This is a genomic window from Marinomonas epiphytica, assembly GCF_054780655.1.
In genome coordinates this window covers 16,336-41,607 of the sequence record NZ_BAAGVX010000015.1, presented here as the reverse complement: position 1 = coordinate 41,607, position 25,272 = coordinate 16,336, and the positions used below count along the sequence as shown (strand labels likewise).

At 36.1% G+C, this 25,272-nt stretch carries 23 protein-coding genes; 19 read left to right on the top strand and 4 right to left on the bottom strand.

Features of this window, described 5'->3' with window-relative positions:
* Window positions 1-134 precede the first annotated feature (134 nt).
* The 19 genes from ACYVGZ_RS04420 to ACYVGZ_RS04330 all read left to right on the top strand — a co-directional run bounded on the left by ACYVGZ_RS04420 (window position 135) and on the right by ACYVGZ_RS04330 (window position 20,245).
* Entirely contained in the window at window positions 135-1,511 is a 1,377-nt protein-coding gene (locus ACYVGZ_RS04420; protein ID WP_460751780.1) for a glycosyltransferase family 4 protein, read from the top strand.
* Between the two features lie 219 nt (window positions 1,512-1,730).
* Window positions 1,731-4,001 carry a glycosyltransferase family 4 protein gene (locus ACYVGZ_RS04415; RefSeq protein ID WP_460751778.1) on the top strand — a complete coding sequence of 757 codons (2,271 nt, stop codon included), beginning with the start codon at window positions 1,731-1,733 and terminating at the stop codon, window positions 3,999-4,001.
* 32 nt (window positions 4,002-4,033) lie between these two features.
* The gene (locus ACYVGZ_RS04410) at window positions 4,034-5,824 is read left to right on the top strand and encodes a hypothetical protein (protein WP_460751775.1); all 1,791 of its coding nucleotides are present in this window, start codon (window positions 4,034-4,036) and stop codon (window positions 5,822-5,824) included.
* A gap of 9 nt (window positions 5,825-5,833) precedes the next feature.
* Window positions 5,834-6,769: a glycosyltransferase family 2 protein gene (locus ACYVGZ_RS04405; RefSeq protein ID WP_460751773.1), complete on the top strand. Its 936-nt coding sequence runs from the start codon at window positions 5,834-5,836 to the stop codon at window positions 6,767-6,769.
* Between the two features lie 11 nt (window positions 6,770-6,780).
* Window positions 6,781-7,857 (top strand): UDP-N-acetylglucosamine 2-epimerase, encoded by a 1,077-nt coding sequence (locus ACYVGZ_RS04400; protein WP_460751770.1) that lies wholly within the window; start codon window positions 6,781-6,783, stop codon window positions 7,855-7,857.
* Window positions 7,854-8,945, top strand: a complete 1,092-nt coding sequence (locus tag ACYVGZ_RS04395; RefSeq protein WP_460751767.1) for a glycosyltransferase family 2 protein — start codon at window positions 7,854-7,856, stop codon at window positions 8,943-8,945. Before ACYVGZ_RS04400 ends, ACYVGZ_RS04395 begins: the two co-directional genes overlap by 4 nt.
* Window positions 8,938-9,708 carry a hypothetical protein gene (locus tag ACYVGZ_RS04390; protein ID WP_460751764.1) on the top strand — a complete coding sequence of 257 codons (771 nt, stop codon included), beginning with the start codon at window positions 8,938-8,940 and terminating at the stop codon, window positions 9,706-9,708. The genes ACYVGZ_RS04395 and ACYVGZ_RS04390 overlap by 8 nt, the downstream gene beginning before the upstream one ends.
* A 7-nt stretch (window positions 9,709-9,715) precedes the next feature.
* Entirely contained in the window at window positions 9,716-10,663 is a 948-nt protein-coding gene (locus ACYVGZ_RS04385; protein ID WP_460751761.1) for a glycosyltransferase family 2 protein, read from the top strand.
* Window positions 10,664-11,887, top strand: coding sequence for an MATE family efflux transporter (locus ACYVGZ_RS04380; RefSeq protein WP_460751758.1), 1,224 nt, complete (start codon window positions 10,664-10,666; stop codon window positions 11,885-11,887).
* Window positions 11,884-12,657, top strand: a complete 774-nt coding sequence (locus tag ACYVGZ_RS04375) for a GNAT family N-acetyltransferase (RefSeq protein WP_460751755.1) — start codon at window positions 11,884-11,886, stop codon at window positions 12,655-12,657. The genes ACYVGZ_RS04380 and ACYVGZ_RS04375 overlap by 4 nt, the downstream gene beginning before the upstream one ends.
* A 58-nt stretch (window positions 12,658-12,715) precedes the next feature.
* Entirely contained in the window at window positions 12,716-13,855 is a 1,140-nt protein-coding gene (rffA, locus tag ACYVGZ_RS04370; protein ID WP_460751866.1) for a dTDP-4-amino-4,6-dideoxygalactose transaminase, read from the top strand.
* Window positions 13,856-13,865: 10 nt separating this feature from the next.
* Window positions 13,866-14,498 carry a PI-PLC domain-containing protein gene (locus tag ACYVGZ_RS04365; protein WP_460751752.1) on the top strand — a complete coding sequence of 211 codons (633 nt, stop codon included), beginning with the start codon at window positions 13,866-13,868 and terminating at the stop codon, window positions 14,496-14,498.
* Entirely contained in the window at window positions 14,495-15,130 is a 636-nt protein-coding gene (locus ACYVGZ_RS04360) for an HAD family hydrolase (RefSeq protein ID WP_460751749.1), read from the top strand. The genes ACYVGZ_RS04365 and ACYVGZ_RS04360 overlap by 4 nt, the downstream gene beginning before the upstream one ends.
* Complete coding sequence (locus ACYVGZ_RS04355; protein ID WP_460751746.1) at window positions 15,127-16,215, top strand: nuclear transport factor 2 family protein; 1,089 nt, start codon at window positions 15,127-15,129, stop codon at window positions 16,213-16,215. The genes ACYVGZ_RS04360 and ACYVGZ_RS04355 overlap by 4 nt, the downstream gene beginning before the upstream one ends.
* Window positions 16,193-16,531 (top strand): hypothetical protein, encoded by a 339-nt coding sequence (locus ACYVGZ_RS04350; protein WP_460751743.1) that lies wholly within the window; start codon window positions 16,193-16,195, stop codon window positions 16,529-16,531. Before ACYVGZ_RS04355 ends, ACYVGZ_RS04350 begins: the two co-directional genes overlap by 23 nt.
* Window positions 16,531-17,283, top strand: a complete 753-nt coding sequence (locus tag ACYVGZ_RS04345) for a glycosyltransferase family 2 protein (RefSeq protein WP_460751740.1) — start codon at window positions 16,531-16,533, stop codon at window positions 17,281-17,283. The genes ACYVGZ_RS04350 and ACYVGZ_RS04345 overlap by 1 nt, the downstream gene beginning before the upstream one ends.
* Window positions 17,284-17,298: 15 nt before the next feature.
* Window positions 17,299-18,333, top strand: coding sequence for a GDP-mannose 4,6-dehydratase (gene gmd, locus ACYVGZ_RS04340; RefSeq protein WP_460751737.1), 1,035 nt, complete (start codon window positions 17,299-17,301; stop codon window positions 18,331-18,333).
* A 69-nt stretch (window positions 18,334-18,402) separates the two neighbouring features.
* Window positions 18,403-19,281, top strand: a complete 879-nt coding sequence (locus ACYVGZ_RS04335) for a GDP-mannose 4,6-dehydratase (RefSeq protein ID WP_460751733.1) — start codon at window positions 18,403-18,405, stop codon at window positions 19,279-19,281.
* Window positions 19,274-20,245 (top strand): glycosyltransferase family 4 protein, encoded by a 972-nt coding sequence (locus ACYVGZ_RS04330; RefSeq protein ID WP_460751731.1) that lies wholly within the window; start codon window positions 19,274-19,276, stop codon window positions 20,243-20,245. The genes ACYVGZ_RS04335 and ACYVGZ_RS04330 overlap by 8 nt, the downstream gene beginning before the upstream one ends.
* A 189-nt stretch (window positions 20,246-20,434) precedes the next feature.
* On the opposite strand, the gene ACYVGZ_RS04325 is transcribed toward ACYVGZ_RS04330, so the two are convergent.
* From ACYVGZ_RS04325 to ACYVGZ_RS04310, 4 genes are all read right to left on the bottom strand, one after another.
* Window positions 20,435-21,510, bottom strand: a protein-coding gene (locus tag ACYVGZ_RS04325) for an IS3 family transposase (protein ID WP_460751728.1) whose coding sequence is annotated in 2 segments (ribosomal slippage) — window positions 20,435-21,249 and window positions 21,249-21,510 — 1,077 coding nt in all. Because the reading frame shifts where the segments join, the coding sequence is not laid out codon by codon here.
* A gap of 448 nt (window positions 21,511-21,958) precedes the next feature.
* Complete coding sequence (locus ACYVGZ_RS04320; RefSeq protein WP_460751725.1) at window positions 21,959-23,206, bottom strand: hypothetical protein; 1,248 nt, start codon at window positions 23,204-23,206, stop codon at window positions 21,959-21,961.
* Between the two features lie 11 nt (window positions 23,207-23,217).
* On the bottom strand, window positions 23,218-23,964 hold the full coding sequence (locus tag ACYVGZ_RS04315; protein WP_460751722.1) for an SDR family NAD(P)-dependent oxidoreductase: 747 nt from the start codon (window positions 23,962-23,964) through the stop codon (window positions 23,218-23,220).
* Between the two features lies 1 nt (window position 23,965).
* Window positions 23,966-25,270, bottom strand: a complete 1,305-nt coding sequence (locus tag ACYVGZ_RS04310; RefSeq protein ID WP_460751719.1) for an FAD-binding oxidoreductase — start codon at window positions 25,268-25,270, stop codon at window positions 23,966-23,968.
* Between the last annotated feature and the right edge of the window lie 2 nt (window positions 25,271-25,272).

The window sequence follows — 25,272 nt, the reverse complement described above, 5'->3', positions numbered from 1 at the left end:
GCTGGTAAGGTGTTGTATCTTTGGTATAAGAAGCAGAGTCAGATAAAAGTTGAAGAAAAAGTTTTCTTATCGCCCCGAGGTTTTCTGACATACAAAAAGATTAAAGTGGCCCTTAAGCAAGGTGAAATAGACAAATGAGATTGTTGATCGATGTTCAAGGGCTACAAACTTCAAGTAGAAGTCGAGGTATTGGTCACTACACCATTTCGTTAGTCAAAGAAATTTTAAAAAGTAAAGATATAGAAGTATCGTTTTTACTTAATGACTATTCGCCAGAAGGAGTGGAGTTGTTTTGCCAAAAAATTGAAAATGAATGCTCTGTCGATAGAATACACATATTCAAAGCACCAAGTGATGTTTCTCGGGTTTTTGGGAATGAAAAGTTAAGGTTTGTAGCAGAAGCTATCCGAAATTACTACATCAATGTCTTAGAACCGGACTTTTTGTTAATAACATCGCTCTTTGAAGGTGCTTCAGAAGATTTCGCCTGCAATATATTGCAAAATCGTAGGTATAAAGTGGGGCTTATAGGTTATGACTTGATACCTTTATATGAGCCAGATTTACATTTGCCAACTCCTGAAATGAAGGCGTGGTACTATGAGAAAATAGCTGAATCGAAAAAAGCAGATGTGATTTTTTCTATATCTGAAAGCTCTAAAAGAGAGTTTTCTAGTATGGCGAATATAGATGAAAGTGAGATTGTGAACATTTCATCAGCTGGTGACTCAAGTTATAAACCATTAAAAGGAAAAGAAAAAATCGACCTCAATGATAGGTTTTCAATTGAGGGTGATTTTATTTTATACTCTGGCGCGTGTGATGAGAGGAAGAATTTGAAGGGGCTATTGACAGCCTTTTCGTTACTTACTGAAAAAGAGAAGGAGCGGCTTGATATAGTTTTGGTAGGTAAATATTCAGAATTAGATATAGAAAATTTATCAAACTTTGCTAAGAAAAAAGGTATAGCAAAAAATAAAATAATTTTTACGGGCTTTATATCTAACCACGAGCTACAGAACCTATATGGGCAATGCCATTTATTTGTTTTTCCTTCTTTCCATGAGGGGTTTGGCTTGCCAGTGCTTGAAGCAATGATGTGTGGGGCGGTTACGGTTTGCTCAAACGTATCTAGCTTGCCTGAAGTTATAGAGTTAGAAGAAGCTATGTTCTCGCCAAATGATGTTAATAATATAGCTAAAAAAATGCAGCAGGCAATAAATGATGAGAGCTTCAGAGAGCGTCTGCTAGAAAACGCAAAAGTTCGCTCTGCAAAGTTTTCATGGAAGAAGAGTGCTGAAGTTCTATTAAATTCAATCAGAGAAATTGTTAAGGAAGCGCCGAATGAAGTCATGACTAGGATTCATGACGAAGGCGACTTGATCAACGAAATTTTTATTCGCTCAGGCTATGAGTTTACAGATAAAGAAATTCGCATTATCGCCAATAATATTTCTGAGAACTCAGTTGCTCTTGAATTTAGTCGTTTTAATTCTAAGACTATTGGGTAATGCCTGTGCTACTTTTAAAAAGAGTATTGAAAGCTCTAGTAGGAAAAGCAAAGAAAGTATTTCTTCTCATTGGTGGGTGGGACCTAATTGCTAAGTTGTTTTTGAGGTTCCCTGTCACAAGAGAAAAAATTCGAAGGTGCTTATATAAAAATGAAGTGGGAGAGACAAAAGGGCTTATAATGACTGAAGATGCAAAGTCGATTTTAAAAGAGCTCTCTAATGAATAAGGTTTTATTTGATTTTCAGTCTATCCAGTCATCGGACTTTCCTAGAAAGATATTTATATCACATGTGATTTTTTTAAAGAAATTTTCTGTATTATATGGCAAAGATTTTGATGTGCATGTCTTGCTTAATGACAGGGTTTCAAATAATAACGACATTGCTTTTTTTATAAGTAGTTTTTTAGGTTTTGATAATATTCACTTTCTTAGCTGTGAGGTGAATTTTGAAATAAAGGAGGGGGCTGATTATTTAATTCCTGCTTCAGAGCTAATTAAAGATGAGTTTGTTAGCTTAATTTCTCCTGATGTTTTTGTTTCTTTTGGGTATTTCGACTTTCTAAATGGTTATTCTGTCAGTAATTTACAGAAGAATGTTGGGCTTAATGTTGTAGTTTACAATTCGTCGCTTTCGTTGCGAAACAAATTTAACATATATGAAAATTTTTATTTTGATAGGCTTGATAGCAGCTTCTCTAAAGCTAATCTGATTCTTTCAAATGAAGAAAACGTTAAGGACTATCTTCAAAGAAAACTTAACGGTAATGTGTTCTCGATTCCTGAATTAAATTTAGTAGAGTCTAATGAGATAGGTGATAAGTTCTGTTTTTTAATCTATATCACCACACTAAATGATGCAGGTATGTTTTTATCAGCGATCCAAAGCTTTTTAAGATGCACTGATTTTGATTTGGCTATAAGGTTTGTTTCTAATGAAGTTGATCTATCTTCTTTGAATTTTTCTGACTACCCTTTCGACTGCTCCGAAATTGAGAGAGAAGCTGCTTTACTCATAGAAGAAAAGGTAATTGTCGATTTCTATAAAGGGTATTGTCAATTTTATTGTAAAAATGATAATGCCTTAGCTGAAATTGAAGAGGATAGAACTGCTTGGGAGAGCAGGTTTAGTAATAATATAAAATCACTTGAACTAGCATTATATAATGTGCTTTTAAATGAAGAGTTTCGGGATGAATTTGATAAATCTTTAAATATATTTTTTGAAGCTCTTTCTATGTCTGGAAACTACATGACACATGATAAAAGCATTGCATATGGTAAAGATAAGTTTTTAAAAATATTTAAGAAAAAAGCAAAAGCATTTACAAAAAATGATTTTGTTAGATCTGCTAGATCGATAGAACAGCTCTATAAAAATGAAAAAGGTTTTATTTATATTGATGTGACAGAGCTAGTTAAAATCGATGCGAAAACAGGGATTCAAAGAGTAGTAAACTCTATAATAAATAATTTCCCAACTGCATCCATAGAGAATACCTGTTTAGTTAAGTATAATGATTGTGGTTGGTATGAGTGTGCTGAAGAATTTCAAAAAGAAAGGTGGGGAGAAGTTAATTATAAGGGAGTAATCACCCCAAATAAATTCGATAAATTTGTCGGGCTAGATCTGTACCTAGGGCATGTTAAGAGACGCGAACTTATTTTTAAATCTTGGTTGGCTAGAGGGACCCAGATTTCATTTGTTATATATGACATGCTTCCAATAACTCTGCCGGACTGTTTTACTGAGGATATGGTGAAGTTTTTTAAAGAATGGATAGATATGGTTTCTTGTGTGGCAGATCGGGTGTTATGTATCTCTGAGGCAGTTAAACAAGAAGTTATACAATATTTTTTAAATGCTGATAATGTTAAGCAGAGAAATTATCCTAAGTATATTGATTTTTTCCACCTAGGGGCTGATTTTATAAAGAGTAACAATCGAGAAGTTGTTAGAGAAAAAAATACTTTTCTAATGGTTGGTACAATAGAGCCACGTAAAGGGCATGCTCAAATAGTAGATTCATTCTTGCTATTACTAGACAAAATTCCAGATTGTCAGCTGATTATCGTAGGAAAACCTGGTTGGGGTGCTGATGATATTATTGATCGGCTTGATAAGCTTAATAGAAGCTCTAAAAATATTCGATGGCTTAATCAAGCTTCAGATCACGAGTTGCAAAATTTATACAGTAGCTCTACAGCCTTAATTGCCGCATCATATGGTGAAGGTTTTGGGTTGCCATTGATTGAAGCTGCTCATTATTCTTTACCGATAATTGCAAGAGACTTACCTGTTTTCAAAGAGGTGGCAGGTGTAGGTGCCTACTATTTTGATGGTGCTAGTGCTAAAACTGTAGCAGATTCGATATTTGAATGGACCCGACTTAAAGATAATAATTGTATACCCACTACCACTCATATTAACTGGCTTAGCTGGAAAGAAAGTTCGGAAATCTTTTTTGAAAAATTGAGTTTGAGAATCTGACGGATAGCTAAATTATGGAGCAATTTTTGAGAATGACTAATGTTTTAAAGAAAATCAATCTACCTTTCACAGGAGTTTTGTTTTTTCTTATATCTTACTCTTTATTTAAATACAGTAAGGTAGTGTTTTCTGGTGATTTAGCATTAGCTAACTCAGGTGATGGGCTTGGTACAATTGCAGGTATCTTTGCATTACAAGATTTAGTTCATAATGGCGGCTGGCAGTATTTATTCTCAGATTTAGCTTGGTATGAAAATCACGGTCAAGCGTTAGCTGCTCCTGGGCCTTCTAGCCAGTTTTGGAAAATGGTCAGTTTTATAGTTGGTAGTTTTTTTGTGCCTGAAACTACTTATGATGTCATTGCTATGATTGGATACTTTCTGACTTCTTTAATGGCCTATGTTTTATTTCGCTATCTCGGATTAAACCGTACGTTATCTCTGATTCTGTGTATCTCTTTTGCTTCTATGGATAATACCTTAGTAAGAGCGCAGGCTCATTTGTTTGGCCTTGGAGTTGCTTTTGCCCCATTACTAGTTGCGTTATTAACTGTATATGCCGCTAAAGCTAGAACCACTCGTGCATTAATTTATCTTGCATTAGCACATGCGTTTAATTTTAATGTTAATGAGTATTATGGTTACTTTGGTGTATTTTTTACGATATCTTTTCTTTTTTCAAGCTTTACATTGAGCATCCGAAAACAAGGTGTATTAGGCTTATTAGTACCGTTAAGTGTGGCACTATTGTTTTTTATATCTTTAATGCTCTTACTGTATCCTAATGTTATTTTTGAGCCTGCATTCGATGCTCTTTTTGGGAAAAATGATGTTCCATCTACTACTAGTCATACTCATGACTGGAACAGCTTTTCAATTTATACTCTTAAAAGCGTCTATCCAATTTTTGAATCGAATATATTGTTTCTTGATAGACTTATGAATGGAGAAGTCTTTCATTCGGATACATGGGAAATGTCGTATAGGCTGGGTATTGTTGTTCCTTGTCTTATAATCGTTTTAAACTTTGTGATCTTTATCAAAGATTTTCCATATTTCATCCAGACGGCTAAAAAGATCTTTCCATGGCTTGTTGCTGCAAGCGTTCTATTTTTATTCGCTCTGGATGTAAGAAAACCTTATTCGCTAGTTTTTTTGACATATGAATTGGCGCCTATGTTTCGTGTGGGTTTGAGGTCTCTTCTGTATTTCAATGTTGCAATGTTTGCTATGCTATCGATTTCGATAGTAGCAATCACAAAAGTCTACTCAGAAGAACTAAACACTATTAAGTTCAAATTATTTAGTTTTTCACTAATTCTTGCACTTCTGTTAGTTCATAATGACACAACTCGTGTCGACATGTTCCAAAAATTTCCTGGGCTGAAATTTTCAAGCACTAGTCCTTATGAAAGTGTTAAAGAAATGCATAGCGGAATTTTATTAGAAATACCATTCTACTCACCAATTAGTGATCCACCTGAAAGCAATTATCAATATATGGTTAATAGAATGTTTCATGAGAAAGCTTTAGCCAATCAAGTATACTATGGCAGTAATAATACAGTTTATAGAGAAAAATTGGATACACTCTCTAAAAAGGTTAATGACCTTAGTACTGATACGCTGGATGAGCTAATTTATGGCGGTGTTTCATACATTGCAGTTTCAAATGAAAGCTTAAGTTCGCTTGATACTTTATATACCTCTAATAAGGTGACTTTAATAGTGAGTGATGAAACGACCTCCATATTTGAAGTCGTGGGTCGGACGAAAAAAGAAGATATTAGCGTTGCTGACTTTCTCAAAAAAATTATGGACTAAATTGCCTTTATGAAGAAAAAAATTACTATCGTAGTACCTGCATTCAATGAAGCTGATAACATCCGGCCTTTGCTTGATAGCATTGAAAAAATATCTAATGCGGAGAGTCTCTATGAGTGGACTGTTCGTTTTGTAGATGATTGTAGTGAAGACAAGACATGGGAAGTACTATCAGATTTACCGTCATATTCTTCACTTTCGGTAGAGGCAATTCGTTTTTCGGCTAATTTTGGTAAAGAACCGGCACTAGTAGCAGGTCTGAGTGAGAGCGTTGATTCAGATGCAATCATTTTTATGGATGCAGACTTACAGCACCCTCCAGAATTAATTCCAACCTTCTTGAGAAAGTGGGAAGAGGGTTATAAAAATATTTCTGGAGTAAGGAGCAGCGCTGATGATTATTCTCTCTTTAAAAAAGTAACATCTAACTGTTTCTATAAAGTGATGAACTTCTTTGGTGATGTTGATCTTCCTCGAGGGCTTACTGATTTTAAATTGATAGATAAAGATATCGCGAGAGAGTTTTTGAAATTTAAAGAGAAAGCCATTATGTTTAGGGGGCTTATCGAGTGGCTAGGATTCAAAAAATGTTATATTCCGTTCAAAGCCCCATCACGTCTAAATGGTGAGGCTGCATATTCTTTCAGGAAACTAACACAATTAGCTGTGAATAGTTTCACGTCCTTTTCATTGTTGCCATTGAAGGTTGCAGGGGCGCTAGGGGCATTAATTCTTGTAAGTTGCTTCTTTTTAGTAGCTTATATGGGCTTATCTGAAGTGTTTGGTAACCAGGTATTCACTCCTCTTGCTTATTTTGTGGTGTTTAATACTTTTCTAACAGGATTAGTGCTATCGTCGATTGGTTTTACTGCAATTTATATTGGTAGAATTCATGTGCAAGTCGTTGATCGCCCATTATATATAATTTCAGAAAAGTCGAAATAGAAGGTTGATAAGTGATTTATTTTTTCGTAGGTACTACAGCTGAACTAATAAAATTATTTCCTATCATGGTTGAGATGCGTGATCAAAATATTGATTATGAGGTTATCTCTAGCGGTCAGAATCAGATAGTAAGTTCCACGATTTTTGAATATTTCGGGCTCAAAGCTCCTTCCGTTATATTGTCGGATACTACTCATAAAAAAACAGCTTTTGGTTTACTCTCATGGTTTTTTAAATCGTTATTTATAGGAAAGGCTTCGCTTAAGAAAAGATACAAGGATTTGAAAGGGGCAATTATGCTTGTCCACGGAGATACTGTTTCTACAGTTCTTGGTGCGTTAGTAGGTAAACAGTTAGGAATGAAAGTCTGCCACATAGAGGCTGGTTTACGTTCATACAATTACTTGAACCCGTTTCCTGAAGAAATAGATAGAGTTATTACTTCAAGGCTAGCAAGTGTGCATTTCGCACCTAATGAATGGGCATCAAAAAACTTAGATGGTAAAAAGGGTGAAGTTATCAATACGGGAGAAAATACTCTTCTAGATAGCTTAAGGCTTTCTAAAACAATAAATTTAGATAGTAAGTATAAGCCGAAAGAAGCATATTTTGTTCTTGTTGTTCATAGGCAAGAAAATTTGTTCGACAGTGCGTTTGTAGAGTCTATTTTCAGAAGATGTATTAAAGAAAGTGAAAAAAGACATTGTGTCATTGTTTTACATGAACTTACAAAAATAAAGTTGATCGAGCTTGATCTTTTAGATGAACTGAATAGTAACAAAAACATTACGTTAATCCCAAGGTTAGAGTACATGGAGTTTATGACTGTGCTTTCAAACTGTGAATTTCTGGTTACTGATGGCGGGAGTAACCAGGAAGAAGCATATTATATGGGGAAGCCCTGCCTAATTCTCCGAACGCATACTGAAAGAGTTGAAGGGCTTGATGAAAATGTTCTTGTATCTAAGAAAGATGAGAGCGTAATTGATGCTTTTTTCAAAGATCCGAATAAATACTCTCGAGAGCCGAAGTTTGATGTTAGTTATCCTTCAAAAATAGTTGTGAGTAGCCTGGTTAGTATGTTATGAGTACAGACAATAAAAGCCTTCTACCGGATATTACGATAATAATCGCAACTTTCAACTCTATGCATGTCTTACCTAAGGTTCTAGAGGCAATTGGTAATCAGAGTTATCCTCAGAATAAAATTACTGTTATGTTGGTTGATGGGGGATCAAGTGACGAAACAGTAAAATATGGTACCGAGAAAAATTGTATTGTTAAAAAGAACCCTAGAACCGAACCTGTTTATGCTAAGTTTATTGGCTTTTCAGAAGCTGAAACTGAATTAATAATATACTTGGATCATGATGAAGTTTATGAAAATCAGTATTGCTTAGAGCACCAAGTTAAGCTCCTTATAGATAATGATTTAAAAGTAGTGCTATCTACAGGGTATGTTAATCCTCCTAGCGAACATTTAATAAATGACTACATAAATGAATATGGTGATCCGTTTAGCCTTTTTGTTTATCGAATCTCTAAAGCCCCAGATGTATTTATAAAAGACCTACAAAAAAAATATGTTGTAAAAAATGATTCTGAAATAGGCTGTGTCATTGATTTTGGGGAGAAAAACTCACTTCCATTAATTGAGCTTCTTGCTATGGGGACTTTATTAAATAAAGCCTTTTTTCAAAAAGAGTTTCCAGGTATAGTTGCGAAAGCAGAAAATCTTCCCCATCTTTTTTATATTATGCTTCAATTAGACACTAACGTTGGAGTTTGTAAGACCCATAAACTGCTGCACTTCTCGTCAGAATCAGTATTAAATTACATTAGAAAGATAAAGTGGAGAATTAATAATAATATTTATCACACGGATTCTGTAGGAGCCTCTGGCTTTCTTAAACGAGAGGAGTTAATGGGCTTGAGAAGTGGAATTATGGGAAAAATAAAAAAAATTCTATTTTTACCCTATGTTTTTTTAATTTTTCCAGTTTTAATTGATACTATTTACTTGTTTTTGAAACGGCGAAATAGAGCTTTTTTGTATCACTTTCCCTTATGTTTTTATACAGCTACAACTATAGTCTGGAATATTGCTTTGAAAAAATTAGGTAAATCCCCTGTTTTGAAAAGCTATGATGGGAAAAAGGAAATCCATCATGATTGAAGTCGTTTCGCTAGTTAATTTTTCTAATAAAAATAGAGTTAAATATCTAGATAAGTCTTTTTCTTCATTTTACTCATTTAACCACCCTGAAATAAGGCATATTGTTCTTGATTCGAGCGATGAAATTGAAGAACAGAAGAAAATTTATGATAAATATGGAATCGAATTTTATCATTTTCCTAAAAGCTCATATTTAGCTAGGCTAAAAATGATTAATGAAATAGTTGAAAGTGAGTATTTTGTCTTCTTGCCAGACGATTTTGTTTGGATAATGGACTTTCCACTTGATAAAGCTATAAAGGCAGCTGCTTCTTCTAGGCTTGCTCAATTGAAGTTGTCATGCCGAGGAATGGCCTGGTTTGCAGAGAAAAAACCAACTCCAAAGCCATGGTTCGATGGAAGACGGTTGGAGTCAGGAGAGAAGCTGGTTGTAGATGGAAACTGTTTCGTCTCTAAACGGTGGTGGTATAGAAACTTTCATGAACAGTTCTCATTGGCAGCCACTATAACCCAAAAACGATTTTTGAGTAGTATCGTCGGAAAAATGTCTGGAGAAATTTTTTCTCCGGGGGCGGTTGAGAAAAAAGCCTATATTAAACTGTTATTGAGACCTTATTTTACTGGGTATTATAAAATGTGGATACCCGCATTCCACTTTTGTGATCCAGATGTCGAAGGTGAAGGGAAAGCATATACTACCAAAGATATGTTGATCGAAGAAAATTATAAAATATATAACAAATTTATTAATAAAATCTCTTGAGGGTTATATGGAGCAAATTTTAGTATCTATAGGAGTCCCTACCTATAATCGTCCTGAAGAATTGAATCAATGTTTGACATTACTTCGGAAACAAACCCACTCTAATATAGAAATTATTGTTTCTGATAACTTATCTGACAAAAGCAAAGATGTTAGAGATGTAGTCGAAAGGCATCTTTCAGAAGATCCTAGAATCATATTTTTTAGGCAAGAAGAGAATATTGGCTCTATAGGTAATTTTCAGTTTGTTTTAACGAAGGCTAATGGAGATTACTTTATGTGGGCAGCTGATGATGATGAGCTAGAGCTTAATTATATTGAAAAACTATTGCCTGTTTTAGCTAAAAATAATAAGTATGGTTTTGTAGTTTCTGGCTACGATGTTGTTGATAAAATGAGTTATCCACAAATTAGAAGTGATTTTACTAAATATTTGCATGAAATTCCAGGTGACACACCTTATCAAAGACTAAAGAACTATATACTGCAACCAGACTACTGCGGTAAGTCGAAAATACTATGGTCGTTACACCGCACAGCATTAGTGCGTAACGCGTTCAAAGAGGTTTTTGTAGGTCTAGAGGTTAAAGAAGACACTACATGGGCAGAGCTGCCTGTTGAGTTTCGGCTGCTAGAAATGGCGAACTTAGCTGTAGTAGATGATGTGCTATTTCATGCAAACTTATTACCTTCATCAGAGGGCTTGAGGGCCGGGGCTCTATTTAATAACAGAGAAATTGAGGTATGTAGAAGAACTTTTTCAGCTTATAGGAGAGGCATAACCCAGTCTAAACAGCTAACCCAGGTACAAAGAATAGTGCTATTAATCTTATTGAAGAAGGAAGAGATAAGCTCTATTTTAAGAATGGTCCTTTATGGGATGATCAGGCGCTCATCACCTAAAACTGCTAGATTAATAAAAAAAGTTTGGATGAAGTTTGTGGGTGGAAAGTAAATGCTTTCTTTTTTAAGGACTGGCTTTTGGCTGGTTTTTTTGTCCAATTTGTCTAACGTTTTCAATTATCTACAGATGATTGTTGTATCTAGGTGGCTCTCGAAGCAAGATCTGTCTATTTTTTCTTCGGTAACAGCTACAGGAATTGTAATTACTTCTTTTCTGTCTGTCGTTCCGTCTCTATACGTTCTTGTAAATAGTGATACCTTTGTAGATGAAGTAGGCAAAGAGAAAAATCTAAAAGCACTGAACAAGCTAGCCTTATACGTCAGTGTTGTTTTCTTTTTGCTATTCTTTCTTTTATCTTTCTCAGTGAGTGGTTTTTTGAAAATTTCAACTCCGCTGCCTATGTTATTGTATTCTACTTGTTTACTAAATAGCCTGATTTTACAAATTTTTGTTGGCCATTGTCTATCGGAAGGTAGGTATAAACTTATTCAGATTCAAGTGCTCTTGCTTAGCTTTCTAAAGCTTTTATTTACTTTTTTTTCATTCTATTTTTTTGGAAATTTACTTGAAATTGTATTTTTCTCTGAGTTTTTTGCTACCTTACTATCAGTGTTTTTCTTGTATAAGGTTAATGGGTTTTCTGGTCTAGGAAGTGGAATAAAAGGTCTTAAAGTTTATATAAAACAATCTATTCCAGTATCGGCGACTCTATTTATAGGCGGCGCTCTATTATCAATAGATTTACTCCTAGCTAAACGATTTTTTTCAGAAAGTGATGCTGCAGACTATACTGTTGGATCTAACTTAGGAAAAATAGCTTTTTTTATATCTGGTGCTGTTAGTAGTATTGTTTTTGCTGCATCAAAGAAAAAGCTATCCCAAGGGCAGAATGCCACTGATATTCTGTTATTTTCTTGTTTTGTAGCATTTTTATGTGGAGGTGCTGTTTTTGTATCTTCTTTATTATTTCCAGAGTTCATAGTCTTAACTTTATTTGGAAAAAAATATATTTCTTCAATTGGTGTTTTTAAAGTCCTTTCTTTTTCAATGACGCTGCTGGCTGTTAATACAATTTTCTTTAACTATTTTTTAGCGAGAAAATTCTACTTTTTTATTAAGGTTCCTTTCTTTGTTCTTACTTTTATATTCCTTTATCCCTTTGTACTAGAGATTCCTGATGTTGAGGGGGTGGCTAGTTTGATCTTGTATTCTATGTTTTTTATATTGTTTATGAATATTTATTTTTATATAAAATTAATAGGAAATACTAAATGACATCGAAAGATAGCAAAACTTATATTTCTAAAAGCGGTGCTGTTATCCAATCTATTCCTTGGGATAGCGAGCTTTTCAGTGCTAACATTTTTAATGTTACTCTCGATGAGTCTAAAGTTAGTTATTCTTTCAATGAGATAGAAGAAATTGACTCTTTGCTCATGGATACGGAAGCTTCGCTTGCTACTGTCCGTGTGAGTCAGAGCGAAGTTCAGTTGATTCATTACTTAGAGAAAGTGGGGTTTAATTTCATTGAGGTGAGCTACCGGCCTAGTTTTGAATTGTCGAACTTAGGTCCCATTGATAGTGATATGTTCTTTATCAGTGAGTGTAGCAATTCAGAAGTGAAGAATATGGGAAGTGAGGTGATGGGGATGTTTGAGTATGGCCGTTATCACCAAGACCCTAACATCCTAAATCAAGATGCAAATATCAGATATAAGAACTGGCTATTCAACGCTATGAATAGTCTTCATCAAACAGTATTTAAAGCTACTAATTCTGAAGGCGATATAGTGGCATTTTTTGTAATCGAGCCACATAAAGACAATGAAGTTCACTTGTCGTTAGTTGGTGTTTTGAGTAGTTTTCGAGGGAAAGGGTTAGCCAAAACCATTTGGAAGAGCATGTGTAATTTTCTAAAAGAAGAAGGTTACCGCCTAGTATCTACGAGTATATCCTCTCACAATATTGCAATTTTTAACTTGTATGTTGCGTTAGGCTTCTCTTTTCCTAGCCCTGATGTAACACTGCATAAATGGTATAAATGAGTAGTCCTATCTGGCTATAATATGAGTTCATAGACTGATTTATTGATAATACGGAGAGATAGCGATTAACATTCCATTTAATAAAGCACCTGTTTTAGGGACTGAGCTGGCGTATATTCAACAAGCAATTGATAGCGCAAGCCTAGCAGGGGATGGTAATTTTTCGAGGAAATGTGAAGCACTACTGGAAAGCATAACTTTATCACAAAAAGTATTATTAATGCCTTCATGTACTGCTGCTTTGGAAGCTAGCGCCTTATTGGTTGATATACGGCCTGGTGATGAAGTTATCATGCCTAGTTATACCTTTGTCTCTACTGCTAATGCTTTCGCACTGCGTGGGGCGAAAGTTGTTTTTGTCGATATAGTGGAGAATACGATGAACATTTCTCCTGAAGCGATAAAACGGGCAATTACTTCTAAAACTAAAGCTATTGTGGTCGTCCATTATGCCGGTGTGGCATGTGATATGGATGAAATAATGCTTTTAGCAAGAGAGAATGATCTATTTGTGATTGAAGATGCCGCGCAAGCAATAGGTAGTCACTACAAAGGAAAAGCTCTAGGCACAATTGGACACCTTGGAGCTTATAGCTTCCATGAGACTAAAAACATTACGAGTGGTGGTGAAGGAGGGGCTCTTTTAATAAACACACCTTCGTTAGTCGAAAGAGCAGAAATAATTCGTGAGAAAGGCACAAATCGAAAGTCATTTCTACGAGGGAGTATTGATAAATACTCTTGGGTAGATATTGGTTCAAGTTTCCTGCCATCTGAGATACAAAGCGCTTATCTTTTCGCTCAGCTACAGTGTTTAGAACGAATAAACTCCGCTAGAGTTGAGTGTTGGGAGCTTTATTCTGAATTGTTATCGCCTCTCGAGAGTAGTGGACATATTAGGCTCCCTGTTATTCCTCCTGATTCTGGTAATAACGCTCATATGTTTTATATAAAGTGCCGATCAGTAGAGCAAAGAAGTGAACTCATTTCTTACATGAAAAGCAAAGGGGTGTTAGCGGTATTTCATTATGTACCTCTCCACTCTTCTAGCTTTGGCTTAAAAAATACGGATTTTTGTGGTGTTGATAGATATACAACAATTGAGAGTGAAAAATTAATAAGGTTGCCAATCTTTTATGGTCTGACTGTTGAGGAAACTCACTACATCTGTCAGCAAGTAATTGATTTTTATCAATAGGGAGATTTTAGTGGAAATTATTTCTCATAGAGGTTATTGGGTAGAAGCACATGAGAAAAATACATCTGATGCTTTTAGTCGTTCATTTTCGTTAGGCTTTGGGACCGAAACGGATTTGAGAGATGCTAATGGTCAAATAGTTATTAGCCATGATATACCTAGTGGTGAGGAAATGAAGTTTTCTGACCTTCTACAACTATACAATGCTAAACAGTGCTCGGCTACTCTTGCTCTTAACATCAAAGCAGATGGCCTTCAGGACAAGGTAGTAGATGAGCTAAAACGATTCAATATCAGCAACTACTTTGTCTTTGATATGTCGGTACCAGATGCACTTGTTTCTATTCGCGCTGGTTTGAATTGTTATGCCCGATTTAGTGAGTATGAACCAGAATCTTGTCTCTGGAAGCTTGTCAGAGGTATATGGTATGACAGCTTTGATGGAGGTTCATTTGAACCTGATTTAGTAGAAAAACTGATTCTTGAAGGTAAAGAGGTTTGCATAGTCTCCTCTGAGTTGCATGGACGAGATCACATGCAACTGTGGCAAGAAATCAATTGCTTAAGTGATGAAACTCTTGCCTCCGAAAGATTGATTCTCTGTACCGATATCCCAGAAATTGCTAGAGATTACTTTAAATGAAAACAAAAATTAAAGCTGTGATTTTTGATATGGATGGTGTCCTCATTGATGCAAAAGATTGGCACTACGATGCATTGAATAAGGCTTTATCTATTTTTGGTCTTGAAATTAATAGATATGACCATTTAGTGACTTTTGATGGCTTATCTACTAGCCAAAAACTTAAAATTCTTTCGAAAACACATGTCTTACCTACTTCGCTTCATGAGTTTATTAACGAAATGAAGCAACAATACACAATGGATATAACGTATCAGCTTTGCAAGCCTACGTTTAATCACCAGTTCGCATTGTCAAAGCTAAAACATGAAGGCTACCATCTCGCGGTTGCATCTAACTCTATTAGAAACACTGTAAAGGTAATGATGGAAAGGTCATGCTTGATGAACTATCTTAACTTCTATCTTTCAAATCAAGATGTATCCAAAGGGAAGCCAGACCCAGAAATATATAATCTGGCTATTTCTCAACTGGGGCTATCTCCTGATCAATGTGTAGTTGTAGAGGACAATGAAAATGGGATTCGGGCAGCGCAGGCTTCTGGGGCGCATGTACTAAAAGTTGAATCTGTGCATGATGTTACTTATCAGAATATTAAAAATTTCATTGATGAGGTCGAGTCAGAAAGATGAATATTTTAATTCCTCTTGCAGGAGAAAAAACGTTTAAGGCCAATGAAAGTAACGCTTTCCCGAAAATATTGAGTGAGGTAGATGGGAGGTTGCTTATAGATAGAGCAGCTGAGCCATATATTGCTCTTGATATGCCTAAAAAGATAATAGTAGCTCTTCCTAAAAATGAATCAAAAAAGTTTCGATTGGATAAAGTTTTAAAGCTTCTAAGCCCAGATATTGAAACTTGTCATATTAATAGCCAAACTCGCGGCACTGCATGCTCGGCACTATTAGCAATTGAGCATCTTAATCTTGACGAGCCACTCATTGTATCTAGTTTTGAACAAGTTCTGGACTTCAGTTTAATGCCATATTTAAAGGCGTTCTTGGATGAGAAAGTTGATGCAGGAGTTCTTACTTTCGATGCGATTCACCCTAAATGGTCCTACGTCAACTTTGATAGTGACTTCAATGTATTTCAAGTGGCAGAAAAGACTCCGATAAGTAGAAATGCAGTTGCAGGTTTTTATTTTTTTAAAAAAGCATCTCTGTTCATTGAGTCTGCCAAGAGTATGATTCGAAAGGATGAAAAAACTAATGGATTATTTTACATAGCTCCTGTCATTAATGAAATTATTCTTAACGATGGTACAGTTAGAGCGATTCCAATCAATAAAGAGTGTTATTTTCATATTAATGATGAGCATGCTTTGGAAAATTATGAAGAGATTGCAGCGAATAAAGTTAGGAGGTTGAATAATATGGTAAAACTAAGAACAGAGGAATATGTTAAAGCATTTAACGATAAAAATATTCAAGAGGTGGCTACATTCTTTTCAGAGGATTTTGTATTAATTGATCCTGCTAAAAAGGTCTCAGGTAAGAGCAATGTTGTCGATTATATTAAAGGGATTTTTAACTCAGTTAAAAATCTATCGTTTGTAGCTAAGGATATTATTTCTAGTAGTCGGCAAAGTGTTATTGAGTTCGAATTGAAACTAGATGAAGTTACTTTAATTGGTACCGATGTAATTCGTTGGAACGATGATGGCTTAATGATATCAATGGATGCATATCTTTATGAAAAAAATGACGAGTTATAAGCTTGATAGTTTTGTGAGGGGATGGATTGTTGGAGGTTTCGAGCCAACACTTTTCAAAACCACAGATGTAGAGGTAGCTATTCAAAGTTTTAAAAAAGGGGATAAAGAAAGCTCTCATTGCCATAAAATAGCAACAGAAATTACTGCAATAGTTAATGGGAAAGCTAGAATGAATGGGACTATTGTGGCAGAAGGCGAGATAGTTAAAATTGAACCTGGCACTTTTACTGACTTTGAGGCTTTAGAGGATACAACGACTGTTGTTGTTAAGCTACCTGGAGCATTAAACGATAAGTATTTAGCGGAGGAAGCATAATGCTAAATATAGTAGTTCCTATGGCTGGGCGAGGTAGTAGATTTGCAAGAGAAGGTTATGATAGGCCAAAGCCATTAATTGATGTAAATGGCAAACATATGATTGAGGTGGTCATTAATAATTTAATGCCTAAACAGCCACATAGATTTATTTTTATTTGTCAGAACCAGCATATCCAAGATTATAAATTAGAATCTGTCTTTTCGAATAGCTGTTCGGATTTTGCCGTTATTGGTATTGATGGTATTACTGATGGCGCTGCTATTACAGTCATGAAGGCGCGTGAACTTATTGACAATGAAAACCCTTTAATGATCGCCAATTCAGATCAATGGGTCGACATGGATATAAACGAGTACTTGGACGATATGCGCGATAGAGAGCTTGATGGCTCTATGTTAACAATGAAAGCGACAGATCCAAAATGGTCCTATGCTAAGGTCGGGTCAAATGGTTTTGTGACAGAAGTGGTCGAGAAAGTCGTGGTTTCTGATGAAGCAACAGTTGGTGTTTACAACTTTAAGACAGGTTCGGCTTTCTGTAAGTATGCTGACGAGATGATACATAAAAACATAAGGAGTAATGGAGAGTTTTATGTTGCTCCTGTCTATACATATTTGGCTGATAATGGTGGTAAAATAGGTGTTTATAACATTGGTTCTGAATCAGAGGGGATGTACGGACTAGGTATACCGTCTGATTTAGAATATTTTTTATGTCATGAAGTGCTTGATCGAGCAACGAAATTTTAATTTATGGAGAGTTTAATGAAGACAGCGGTTATTACAGGTATTACCGGCCAAGATGCTGCTTACTTAGCGGAATTACTTTTAGAAAAAGGCTACATCGTATATGGTACCTACCGTCGTACAAGTTCTGTTAACTTTTGGCGCATAGAAGAGCTTGGTATCCAAAATAACCCAAACCTTCATCTTGTTGAGTATGATCTGACTGATTTGTCTTCAAGTATTCGGCTTCTACAAGAAGCCCAGCCAGATGAAGTATATAACTTAGCTGCTCAAAGCTTTGTTGGTGTATCGTTTGATCAGCCGTTAACTACTGCGGAAATTACGGGAATTGGCCCAGTTAACTTACTTGAAGCAATTCGGATTGTTAACCCTAAAATTCGTTTTTATCAAGCATCAACTTCTGAGATGTTTGGTAAGGTTCAAGAAATACCGCAGCGAGAATCTACTCCATTCTATCCACGAAGCCCTTATGGTGTAGCAAAGCTTTATGCACATTGGATGGTAATTAACTATCGCGAATCTTATGATATTTTTGCCACTAGCGGAATTTTGTTTAATCATGAATCCCCTTTACGTGGCCAAGAATTTGTTACGCGTAAAATTACTGATACGGTGGCTAAAATTAAGCTTGGGAAGCAAGATGTTCTGGAGCTCGGAAATATGGACGCAAAGCGCGATTGGGGCTTTGCAAAAGACTATGTAGAAGGAATGTGGCGAATGCTTCAAGCTGATAAGCCAGATACATATGTGCTTGCTACAAATCGAACGGAAACGGTTCGTGATTTTGTGACCATGGCCTTTAAAGCTGCTGACGTTGAGCTTGAATGGTCTGGCACAGAAGAGAATGAAACCGCTACAGATAAAGCAACAGGAAAAGTTGTTGTTAGAGTGAACCCTAAATTTTACCGTCCTGCCGAAGTAGACTTATTAATCGGAAATCCACAAAAAGCTAAAGATGAATTGGGCTGGGAGCCAACAACGACTCTTGAAGAACTATGTGCGATGATGGTTGAAGCAGACCTGCGTCGTAACGAACAAGGTTTCTCATTTTAGAAGTTAAGTTATGGTTACTAGGGCGGCTTTGCCGCCTTTATTTTTGTGTAAATGTTAAAGGCTCATATAATGAAAAAAGTTGCGATTACAGGTGCAAATGGTTTTACAGGCCGCTATGTCATTGCTGAGTTGAAAGCAAAGGGTTACCAAGTAATTGAAATAGTTAGGTCGAAAGCTTTTGAGTATCAAGTTGAGTGCGATTTATCTAACAAGGAAAAAGTTAAAAACTGTTTTCAAAAGTATCAGCCTGATTACATAATTCACTTAGCTGCTTTGTCGTTTGTTGGGCATGATGATCCTAGTGCTTTTTATGACGTGAACCTATTTGCAACTCTAAATATATTAGAGGCATGCGCAGAGCTTGAATTAGATGTTGCAAAAATCATTCTGTCTAGCAGTGCTAATGTGTATGGTAACCCTACAGTAGAAAAAATATCTGAAACGCAGCCAGCTTCACCAGTTAACCATTATGCAATGAGCAAGCTAGCAATGGAGCATATGTCGAAGCTGTGGTTTGACAAGTTACCTATTTTGATAACTAGGCCGTTCAATTATACAGGGGCTGGACAAGATATAAAATTTTTAGTGCCCAAAATTGTGAGTCATTTTAAGCGTGGCGAAAAGTCAATTGAACTTGGTAATATTGATGTATATCGCGACTTTAGTGATGTAAGAGACATTAGCCGTTATTATGTTCGGTTGTTAGAATCGAGCGCACACTCTGACATAGTAAACTTATGTTCAGGATCTGTTTATTCCCTATCTCATATTATAGAAGAGATGCAAGTTCTTGCAGGCTATAATATTTCTGTGAAAGTTAACCCCGACTTCGTTAGAAAAAATGAAATTAAAATACTCGGTGGGGATAACACGAAACTTAATTCATTAACTTCTGAAACAGTTAAATATAGCCTTCAAGAAACCTTAAAGGCAATGTTCTATGCCTAAACTGCGTATAGACCCTTCTTGGGAAGGAAAAGGAGGGATAGGCCGATTTTATTCGGAAGTAAGCTCTCGTTTAACTAAAGCTCATAAACTAAAGAAGGTTAAGTCTCCTGCCTCACCTTTAGTGACATTTTTTTATGCCTTTCAAAGCTTATTTTATAGCTCTAAAGATATCTTTTTATATTTTGGATATATTCCACCTTTTTTCTCTAAGCAAAAGTTTTATTTTGTCATATACGATCTTAATCATTTAGATGTCCCTTATAATTCTAGCCTTATAAAAAGGCTTTTTTATCGTTTAGTCATAAAGCCAGGTTGCTTTAAAGCAGAGAAGATTTTTACTATTTCAGAGTTTTCGAAACGAAGGATAGTGGAGTGGAGTGGCGTCCGTGAAAGCAAGGTCGTAAATGTTGGGTGTGGGGTTTCTGATATATTTTATAAGAATGAAAAAGCATATGAGCCTGGCTATGAATACATTTTTTGTCCTTCCAATAGAAAGAAGCACAAAAATGAAGAGAGGCTAATTCGGGCGTTTCATGAAGTATCAAAGAAAGTAGATATACATTTAATTTTTACTGGTCTTGTAACGTCAGAGCTCGATGAATTAATTAAGCAACACGACATTGCTGATAGGGTTCATTTTTTTGGCTATGCTACAGAGCAGCAACTTGCTGAATTGTATAAAGGGGCAAGGCTCATGGCTTTTCCATCACTTTATGAAGGCTTTGGGCTGCCAGTATTAGAAGCTGTAGCATCTGGTACACCTGTGCTTTCTTCAAATACAACTGCCCTTTCTGAAATATCTATGGGATTGGTTTCTTTTGTCACTCCTCATGATTTTAAAAGTATAGAAGAGAAAATAATGGAAATTCTAGTTACTCAAGAAGAGAGGCCTGCAAATCCCCCCGAGTTTAACTGCTCTTGGGAAGTGGTTTCATTCCTTATAGAAAAAGTAATAAAGCAATAAATAGATGTTTCTTACAATTATTGATGATAAGGCATACTATAGTGATTAATGATAAAAGTATTGGGAATTATAGGGACGGTTTTTATTTTCCTTTCTTAGATGGATTAAGGTTTATAGCGTTTTTTTGGGTTTTCTTAGGTCATTTACCTAGGTAATCCTCCCTTTTTTAACTTAGTTCAAAAGTAGAGGTTAAGCAGCCATTAGAGGTGGCTTACCTCCGTTGGCAGTATGTGGCCTTTCATAATTGTAAAACCACAGCCATTCTGTTGCATAGTCTTGGACTTCTTCAAGCGTATCAAATAGATGTTTGCTGACCCATCCGTATCTCGCTGTTCGATTGTAACGCTCAATATACGCATTTTGTTGAGGGTTACCTGGCTGAATATAGTTTATTCTGATGCCTTTCTTTTTTGCCCATTTAACGAACTCATGGCTAATGAACTCCGGACCGTTATCACAGCGAAGTGCTATAGGCTTCTTTCGCCACTCCAGTAGTTGATCCAGAACCCGAATCACTCTCTGTGACGGCAAGGAGAAGCCTGCTTCCATGGCTAATCCCTCACGTTTATAGTCGTCGATCACATTAAACAGACGGTACTTTCGTCCATCTGCCAGTTGGTCATGCATAAAGTCCATCGACCAGACTTGGTTCGGCTTTGTCGGTTCTTTTAGTGCTTCCGGCGCATTTCGCTTAAGCCGTCGTCTTGGGCGAATACGCAGGTTCAGAGCCAACTCACAGTAGATGCGATAAACGCGCTTATGATTCCAAGAGTGGCCCTTTGTATTGCGTAAGTAGTTGAAACACTGCCCAAAGCCCCAATCCGATTGCTCTACGGTCAGATTGACCAGTAGCTTTGCAATCTGTGTGTTTTCATCGCTGTTTTGGCTCTGATAACGATAGCAGGTTTCACTGATCGAAAAAGCCGAGCAAGCCAAACGAATGCTCACTATCCTAGTTGCCACAGCATCCAAAGCCATCATTCTTCGCTCAGATGGCTTTACCACTTCTTTGCCATGGCTTCCTGAATAATCTCAGCTTTTAAGCGTTCCTCAGCATACATCTTTTTAAGACGACGGTTTTCTTCTTCAAGCTCTTTCATTCGAGCCATTAGTGATGCATCCATACCACCGTATTTTGCTCGCCATTTGTAGAATGAAGCGGCACTCATTCCGTGCTCCCGACATAGTTCAGGAATCGTTGTGCCAGCTTCCGCTTGCTTCAAAATCGCCATGATCTGGCTATCGGTATAACGTGACTTTTTCATGCAGAACCTCCTGCGTTTAGATTACGAGAAAATTCTACTTTTGACTGCTGTTATTTTTCGGGGGGATTACCCTTAGCTTCGGAATGTATGTTTTTCATTCTACGGCTATAGAGCTGGCTGTAAAAATACCATCTCCTTCTTCTTTTATAAATCATAATGTATTTGTTGCTCTAATCTCATTTTTTCTCACCGTAGGGCTTGCATACTTTTCTTATGAACTCTATGAAAAAGTTTTTATGAAACTTAAATTGAAATTTAATTGAACCTCAATTTGATTATTATAAAAAAAGTCCTCTTAATATAGCTCACTTGGAAAGTGAGTTTTTATTATGAAATTAGGGCGTGAGCTTGAGTCTTACTGGAAAAGCATAATTTTAAATGGCATGGTGCTTCTTAGTTATTGGTAGTAATGGCACTTAAGGTTTAAAGTGCCATTACTTTAAAGTATTTAATTTACCATGTTTGTCTGGATAGATACCGAAATTAGGATCGAGAGTGCAGATAAAGGGATTTTCAACCGTTCAATAATTTTATATTGTTCCGTTTTTATTATGATGGTGATAGCTGTGATAATGAAAATAGGAGATAAGTAGATCATTAAGTCAATGTCGCTATAAAAGCCAAAATGAAAATTAACCATATATATAAAGCAAAAGTAGGCATTGCTACATAATAATAATGGGGAAATGCTATTGTCTCTTCTTAAGGTTCTAAATCCATCTATCGCCATAGCAATAACGAATAAAAGAAATAAAGGAAATGCAACAGATAAAATGTTTGCGCCTCTAGCTAAATATTCAACACTTGTGAAACTGACTCTTGATTCTTGTGGAATACTAAATATAATTGAGTGCTCCCCAACATTACCCATTATAATGGCTAGATCTAACTGCTTTAACAGTAGTACTGTTGCTAGTGATATTAATATGATTAGCCCGTAGATTACAAAGATGTCGTAGAATCTTTTCTTTAAGGCTAGTACTATGATGATAGCAGGAGATAAAACTAAGGCTCCCATATGACTGAATATAGAAAACGTAAAGCTGGCTGAGGCTATCAGTTTAGTTTTGCTATCTGTTTTTTGGCTTTGCCATAAGTCATATATTGTTTTAATTAATATCAATACTGCAGGAATTGCAAAAAAAATCACATCTCCATTACCTTGATATATTGTTAATACCCAAGGGGATGATATTACTATGCTTCGTGTTAATATTTTATTGTTTTTCTTATCGTTTGCTTGTTTTGATATCTCATCTATAATGCTAAGCATGAGATATATGCTAAATGACCCAATCAAAGGCTTTACTATATAACTCATCCATTGATATCCCCATTGGTAGTAAGCTTTAGCATATAAGCTTCCAAATACTTCAGATAACCAAAGGTTAGGCTGAACATCCGTTTGATACTGCCAGTTATCTCCTAAAGGTATAGTTTCTATTAAGATAAATAGTGGAAGTGCGCTTAAGGCTAAAATTATATTGCTATTTATTGATTTTTTCAAAAAGATTGATAGTAAAATGTAAGGTGTCATTAGTGAAATGATTTTTATTATTTTTTCGTATTCGACGATTAAGAAATTGTTTAGCCATAGTTTTCCTTCTTGAATTAAAAATGGATACAGTAATGCTTGGGAGATTATTATAAAAATAAAAAACAAAAAGTTTATTCTTATCAGGTTCTTTTTAATCATTGTAAAGTCTTTTATATGTTAGTTTTGTTGAATATAGGGGGTGGTAAAAGCTTGATAATTAGCATAATTAAGCCCCATTTATTAGGGGTATAAAGTACAGATTTTTTGTCTTGATCTGCTTTTACTATATCTCTAGCAACATCCTCAACTTTCGCAAGTCCAGTGTTTATCTCTAGGTTGGCTGTCATAGGGGTTGAGGTAGGCCCCGGCTTCACCAACAAAACGTTAACGTTTGTTTTATATAGTCTATGCTGCAAGCCTTGAGCATACCGTGTTACTAAGCCTTTTGCTGAGCCATATATATAGTTACTTTTACGGCCTCTATCTCCGGCAACAGAGCCAACGAGTATGATGTTTCCATAATCTTGCCTTTCCAATACTTTTACAAAGGCTTCCGCGAACAGCGTTGGTGAAATACCATTAATAAGTAGTGCTTGCTTAGCTTCGTGAATACTGTCTTGGCATTCGTATTGATTAGGTAGTGTTCCGTGGGCAATTAGAACTTTATCAATAGTGTGTTCTCTACCGATTTCTTCTGCTAGCTTGGAAATCTCGTGTTCATCATTGAAATTTATAACGACAGTCTTCGTTGTGCTATGAGGTGATCGAGCACCTAAATCTGTACCTACTTGATCTAGCTTTGCTTTGTTTCTGCCCACAAGTATAAAGTTTGCGGTTGTTTTAGCCCAAATTCTTGCGCAATGGATTGCCATTGCTGATGTGGCACCTATTATTACAATTGTTGGTACATCATTCATATTATTCTCCAAGAAGTCTGCGTGATAAAGCTGAGCTTATTCCTTTATCCCTGTATTTTAAAAAATGTTCTAGTTCTGGATAGCCTGATTCAAAAAGTGATTTAGGCATTCTTGCATCTTTTGCGCAATAAATTCTTCCTTTTGCTTCAGCAACTATGCTATCTAATTGACGAAATAGCCTTTCTGATTTTTCCCCTTTATTTGGGAAATCAAGTGCAAGAGTAACGCCTTTTTTAGGGAAGCTCATCATGCCTGCGGACGGAATGTCACCAAACACTTTTAGCACCGCAAGGAAAGATCCAGTACCTGATTGCTTGATAACTTTTAGCATTTCTTCTGTCGCAGCCTCGCTATCGCGAGACGGTATAACACTCTGATATTGATAAAACCCTTTTGGCCCGTAAATCCGGTTCCATTCATATAGGTTATCTAAAGGGTATGAAAATGGCTCATAATGGACCTTCTTTCTACCCTTTCTCATTTTCTGTAAATGAAAATATGTAAAGTTGAGAGGTCTCAAACTAAGTTTATTAATAAGTGAAACTGGAGGTGTGAATGCTATTGTTTTCGTAGTGCTCTCTTGTATTTGGCGGTTAACAGCTAATGACGGGGTTGCCCTCATGAAGATTCCACGATTACTTTTCCCACCTGTTGCGCAATCAATCCAAGATACTGTGTGCTCCCATTTAGCTTCAGAGTCAGTGGAGAGTTCAAAAAACTCTGCTAGGTTGCTATAGGGAATTGTCTCAGTTTCTAGATAAGGTCCTGAAACTTTTAATAGCTGAATCTCAGCTTCCACTATAATGCCTGTAAGCCCTAGACCACCGATAGTCGCCTGGAACCAGTCAGGTCGTTCTACTTGGCTGCACTTTATACGTTCCCCATCAGTTCTAAGTAATTCTATTGATCTAAGGTGGTGTCCAAACGTGCCGTGGATATGATGGTTTTTACCATGAACATCATTTGCAATTGCTCCCCCGACACTGATTAATTGAGTGCCAGGGGTCACGGCTAGTAACCATCCATATTTAATCGCAATCTGCTGTATGTCCTTTAGCAATACACCTGGTTCACAGCGGATGATCCCATTTTTAGTATCGAAATAAAGAAAGTTGTCCAAGTAATCTGTCATGAAAAGTACCCCATATGGGTTCAGGGCGATATCTCCATAACTTTTTCCTTTCCCGTGTATGCATAAGGGTTCTTTCATTCCAGCCAATAACTCATCAATAGAGGTGGAATTATCTGGTATTACCTGAGAATGAGGGGCATTAATTATCTGCCCCCAGGAAGTTACTTTTTTCATAT

Bases quoted from the DNA above. Each gene is read 5' to 3' on its own strand.
- ACYVGZ_RS04420 (WP_460751780.1), top strand. From the start codon at position 135: ATGAGATTGTTGATCGATGTTCAAGGGCTACAAACTTCAAGTAGAAGT.
- ACYVGZ_RS04415 (WP_460751778.1), top strand. From the start codon at position 1,731: ATGAATAAGGTTTTATTTGATTTTCAGTCTATCCAGTCATCGGACTTT.
- ACYVGZ_RS04410 (WP_460751775.1), top strand. From the start codon at position 4,034: ATGACTAATGTTTTAAAGAAAATCAATCTACCTTTCACAGGAGTTTTG.
- ACYVGZ_RS04405 (WP_460751773.1), top strand. From the start codon at position 5,834: ATGAAGAAAAAAATTACTATCGTAGTACCTGCATTCAATGAAGCTGAT.
- ACYVGZ_RS04395 (WP_460751767.1), top strand. From the start codon at position 7,854: ATGAGTACAGACAATAAAAGCCTTCTACCGGATATTACGATAATAATC.
- ACYVGZ_RS04390 (WP_460751764.1), top strand. From the start codon at position 8,938: ATGATTGAAGTCGTTTCGCTAGTTAATTTTTCTAATAAAAATAGAGTT.
- ACYVGZ_RS04385 (WP_460751761.1), top strand. From the start codon at position 9,716: ATGGAGCAAATTTTAGTATCTATAGGAGTCCCTACCTATAATCGTCCT.
- ACYVGZ_RS04380 (WP_460751758.1), top strand. From the start codon at position 10,664: ATGCTTTCTTTTTTAAGGACTGGCTTTTGGCTGGTTTTTTTGTCCAAT.
- ACYVGZ_RS04375 (WP_460751755.1), top strand. From the start codon at position 11,884: ATGACATCGAAAGATAGCAAAACTTATATTTCTAAAAGCGGTGCTGTT.
- ACYVGZ_RS04360 (WP_460751749.1), top strand. From the start codon at position 14,495: ATGAAAACAAAAATTAAAGCTGTGATTTTTGATATGGATGGTGTCCTC.
- ACYVGZ_RS04355 (WP_460751746.1), top strand. From the start codon at position 15,127: ATGAATATTTTAATTCCTCTTGCAGGAGAAAAAACGTTTAAGGCCAAT.
- ACYVGZ_RS04350 (WP_460751743.1), top strand. From the start codon at position 16,193: ATGAAAAAAATGACGAGTTATAAGCTTGATAGTTTTGTGAGGGGATGG.
- ACYVGZ_RS04345 (WP_460751740.1), top strand. From the start codon at position 16,531: ATGCTAAATATAGTAGTTCCTATGGCTGGGCGAGGTAGTAGATTTGCA.
- gmd (WP_460751737.1), top strand. From the start codon at position 17,299: ATGAAGACAGCGGTTATTACAGGTATTACCGGCCAAGATGCTGCTTAC.
- ACYVGZ_RS04335 (WP_460751733.1), top strand. From the start codon at position 18,403: ATGAAAAAAGTTGCGATTACAGGTGCAAATGGTTTTACAGGCCGCTAT.
- ACYVGZ_RS04330 (WP_460751731.1), top strand. From the start codon at position 19,274: ATGCCTAAACTGCGTATAGACCCTTCTTGGGAAGGAAAAGGAGGGATA.
- ACYVGZ_RS04320 (WP_460751725.1), bottom strand. From the start codon at position 23,206: ATGATTAAAAAGAACCTGATAAGAATAAACTTTTTGTTTTTTATTTTT.
- ACYVGZ_RS04315 (WP_460751722.1), bottom strand. From the start codon at position 23,964: ATGAATGATGTACCAACAATTGTAATAATAGGTGCCACATCAGCAATG.
- ACYVGZ_RS04310 (WP_460751719.1), bottom strand. From the start codon at position 25,270: ATGAAAAAAGTAACTTCCTGGGGGCAGATAATTAATGCCCCTCATTCT.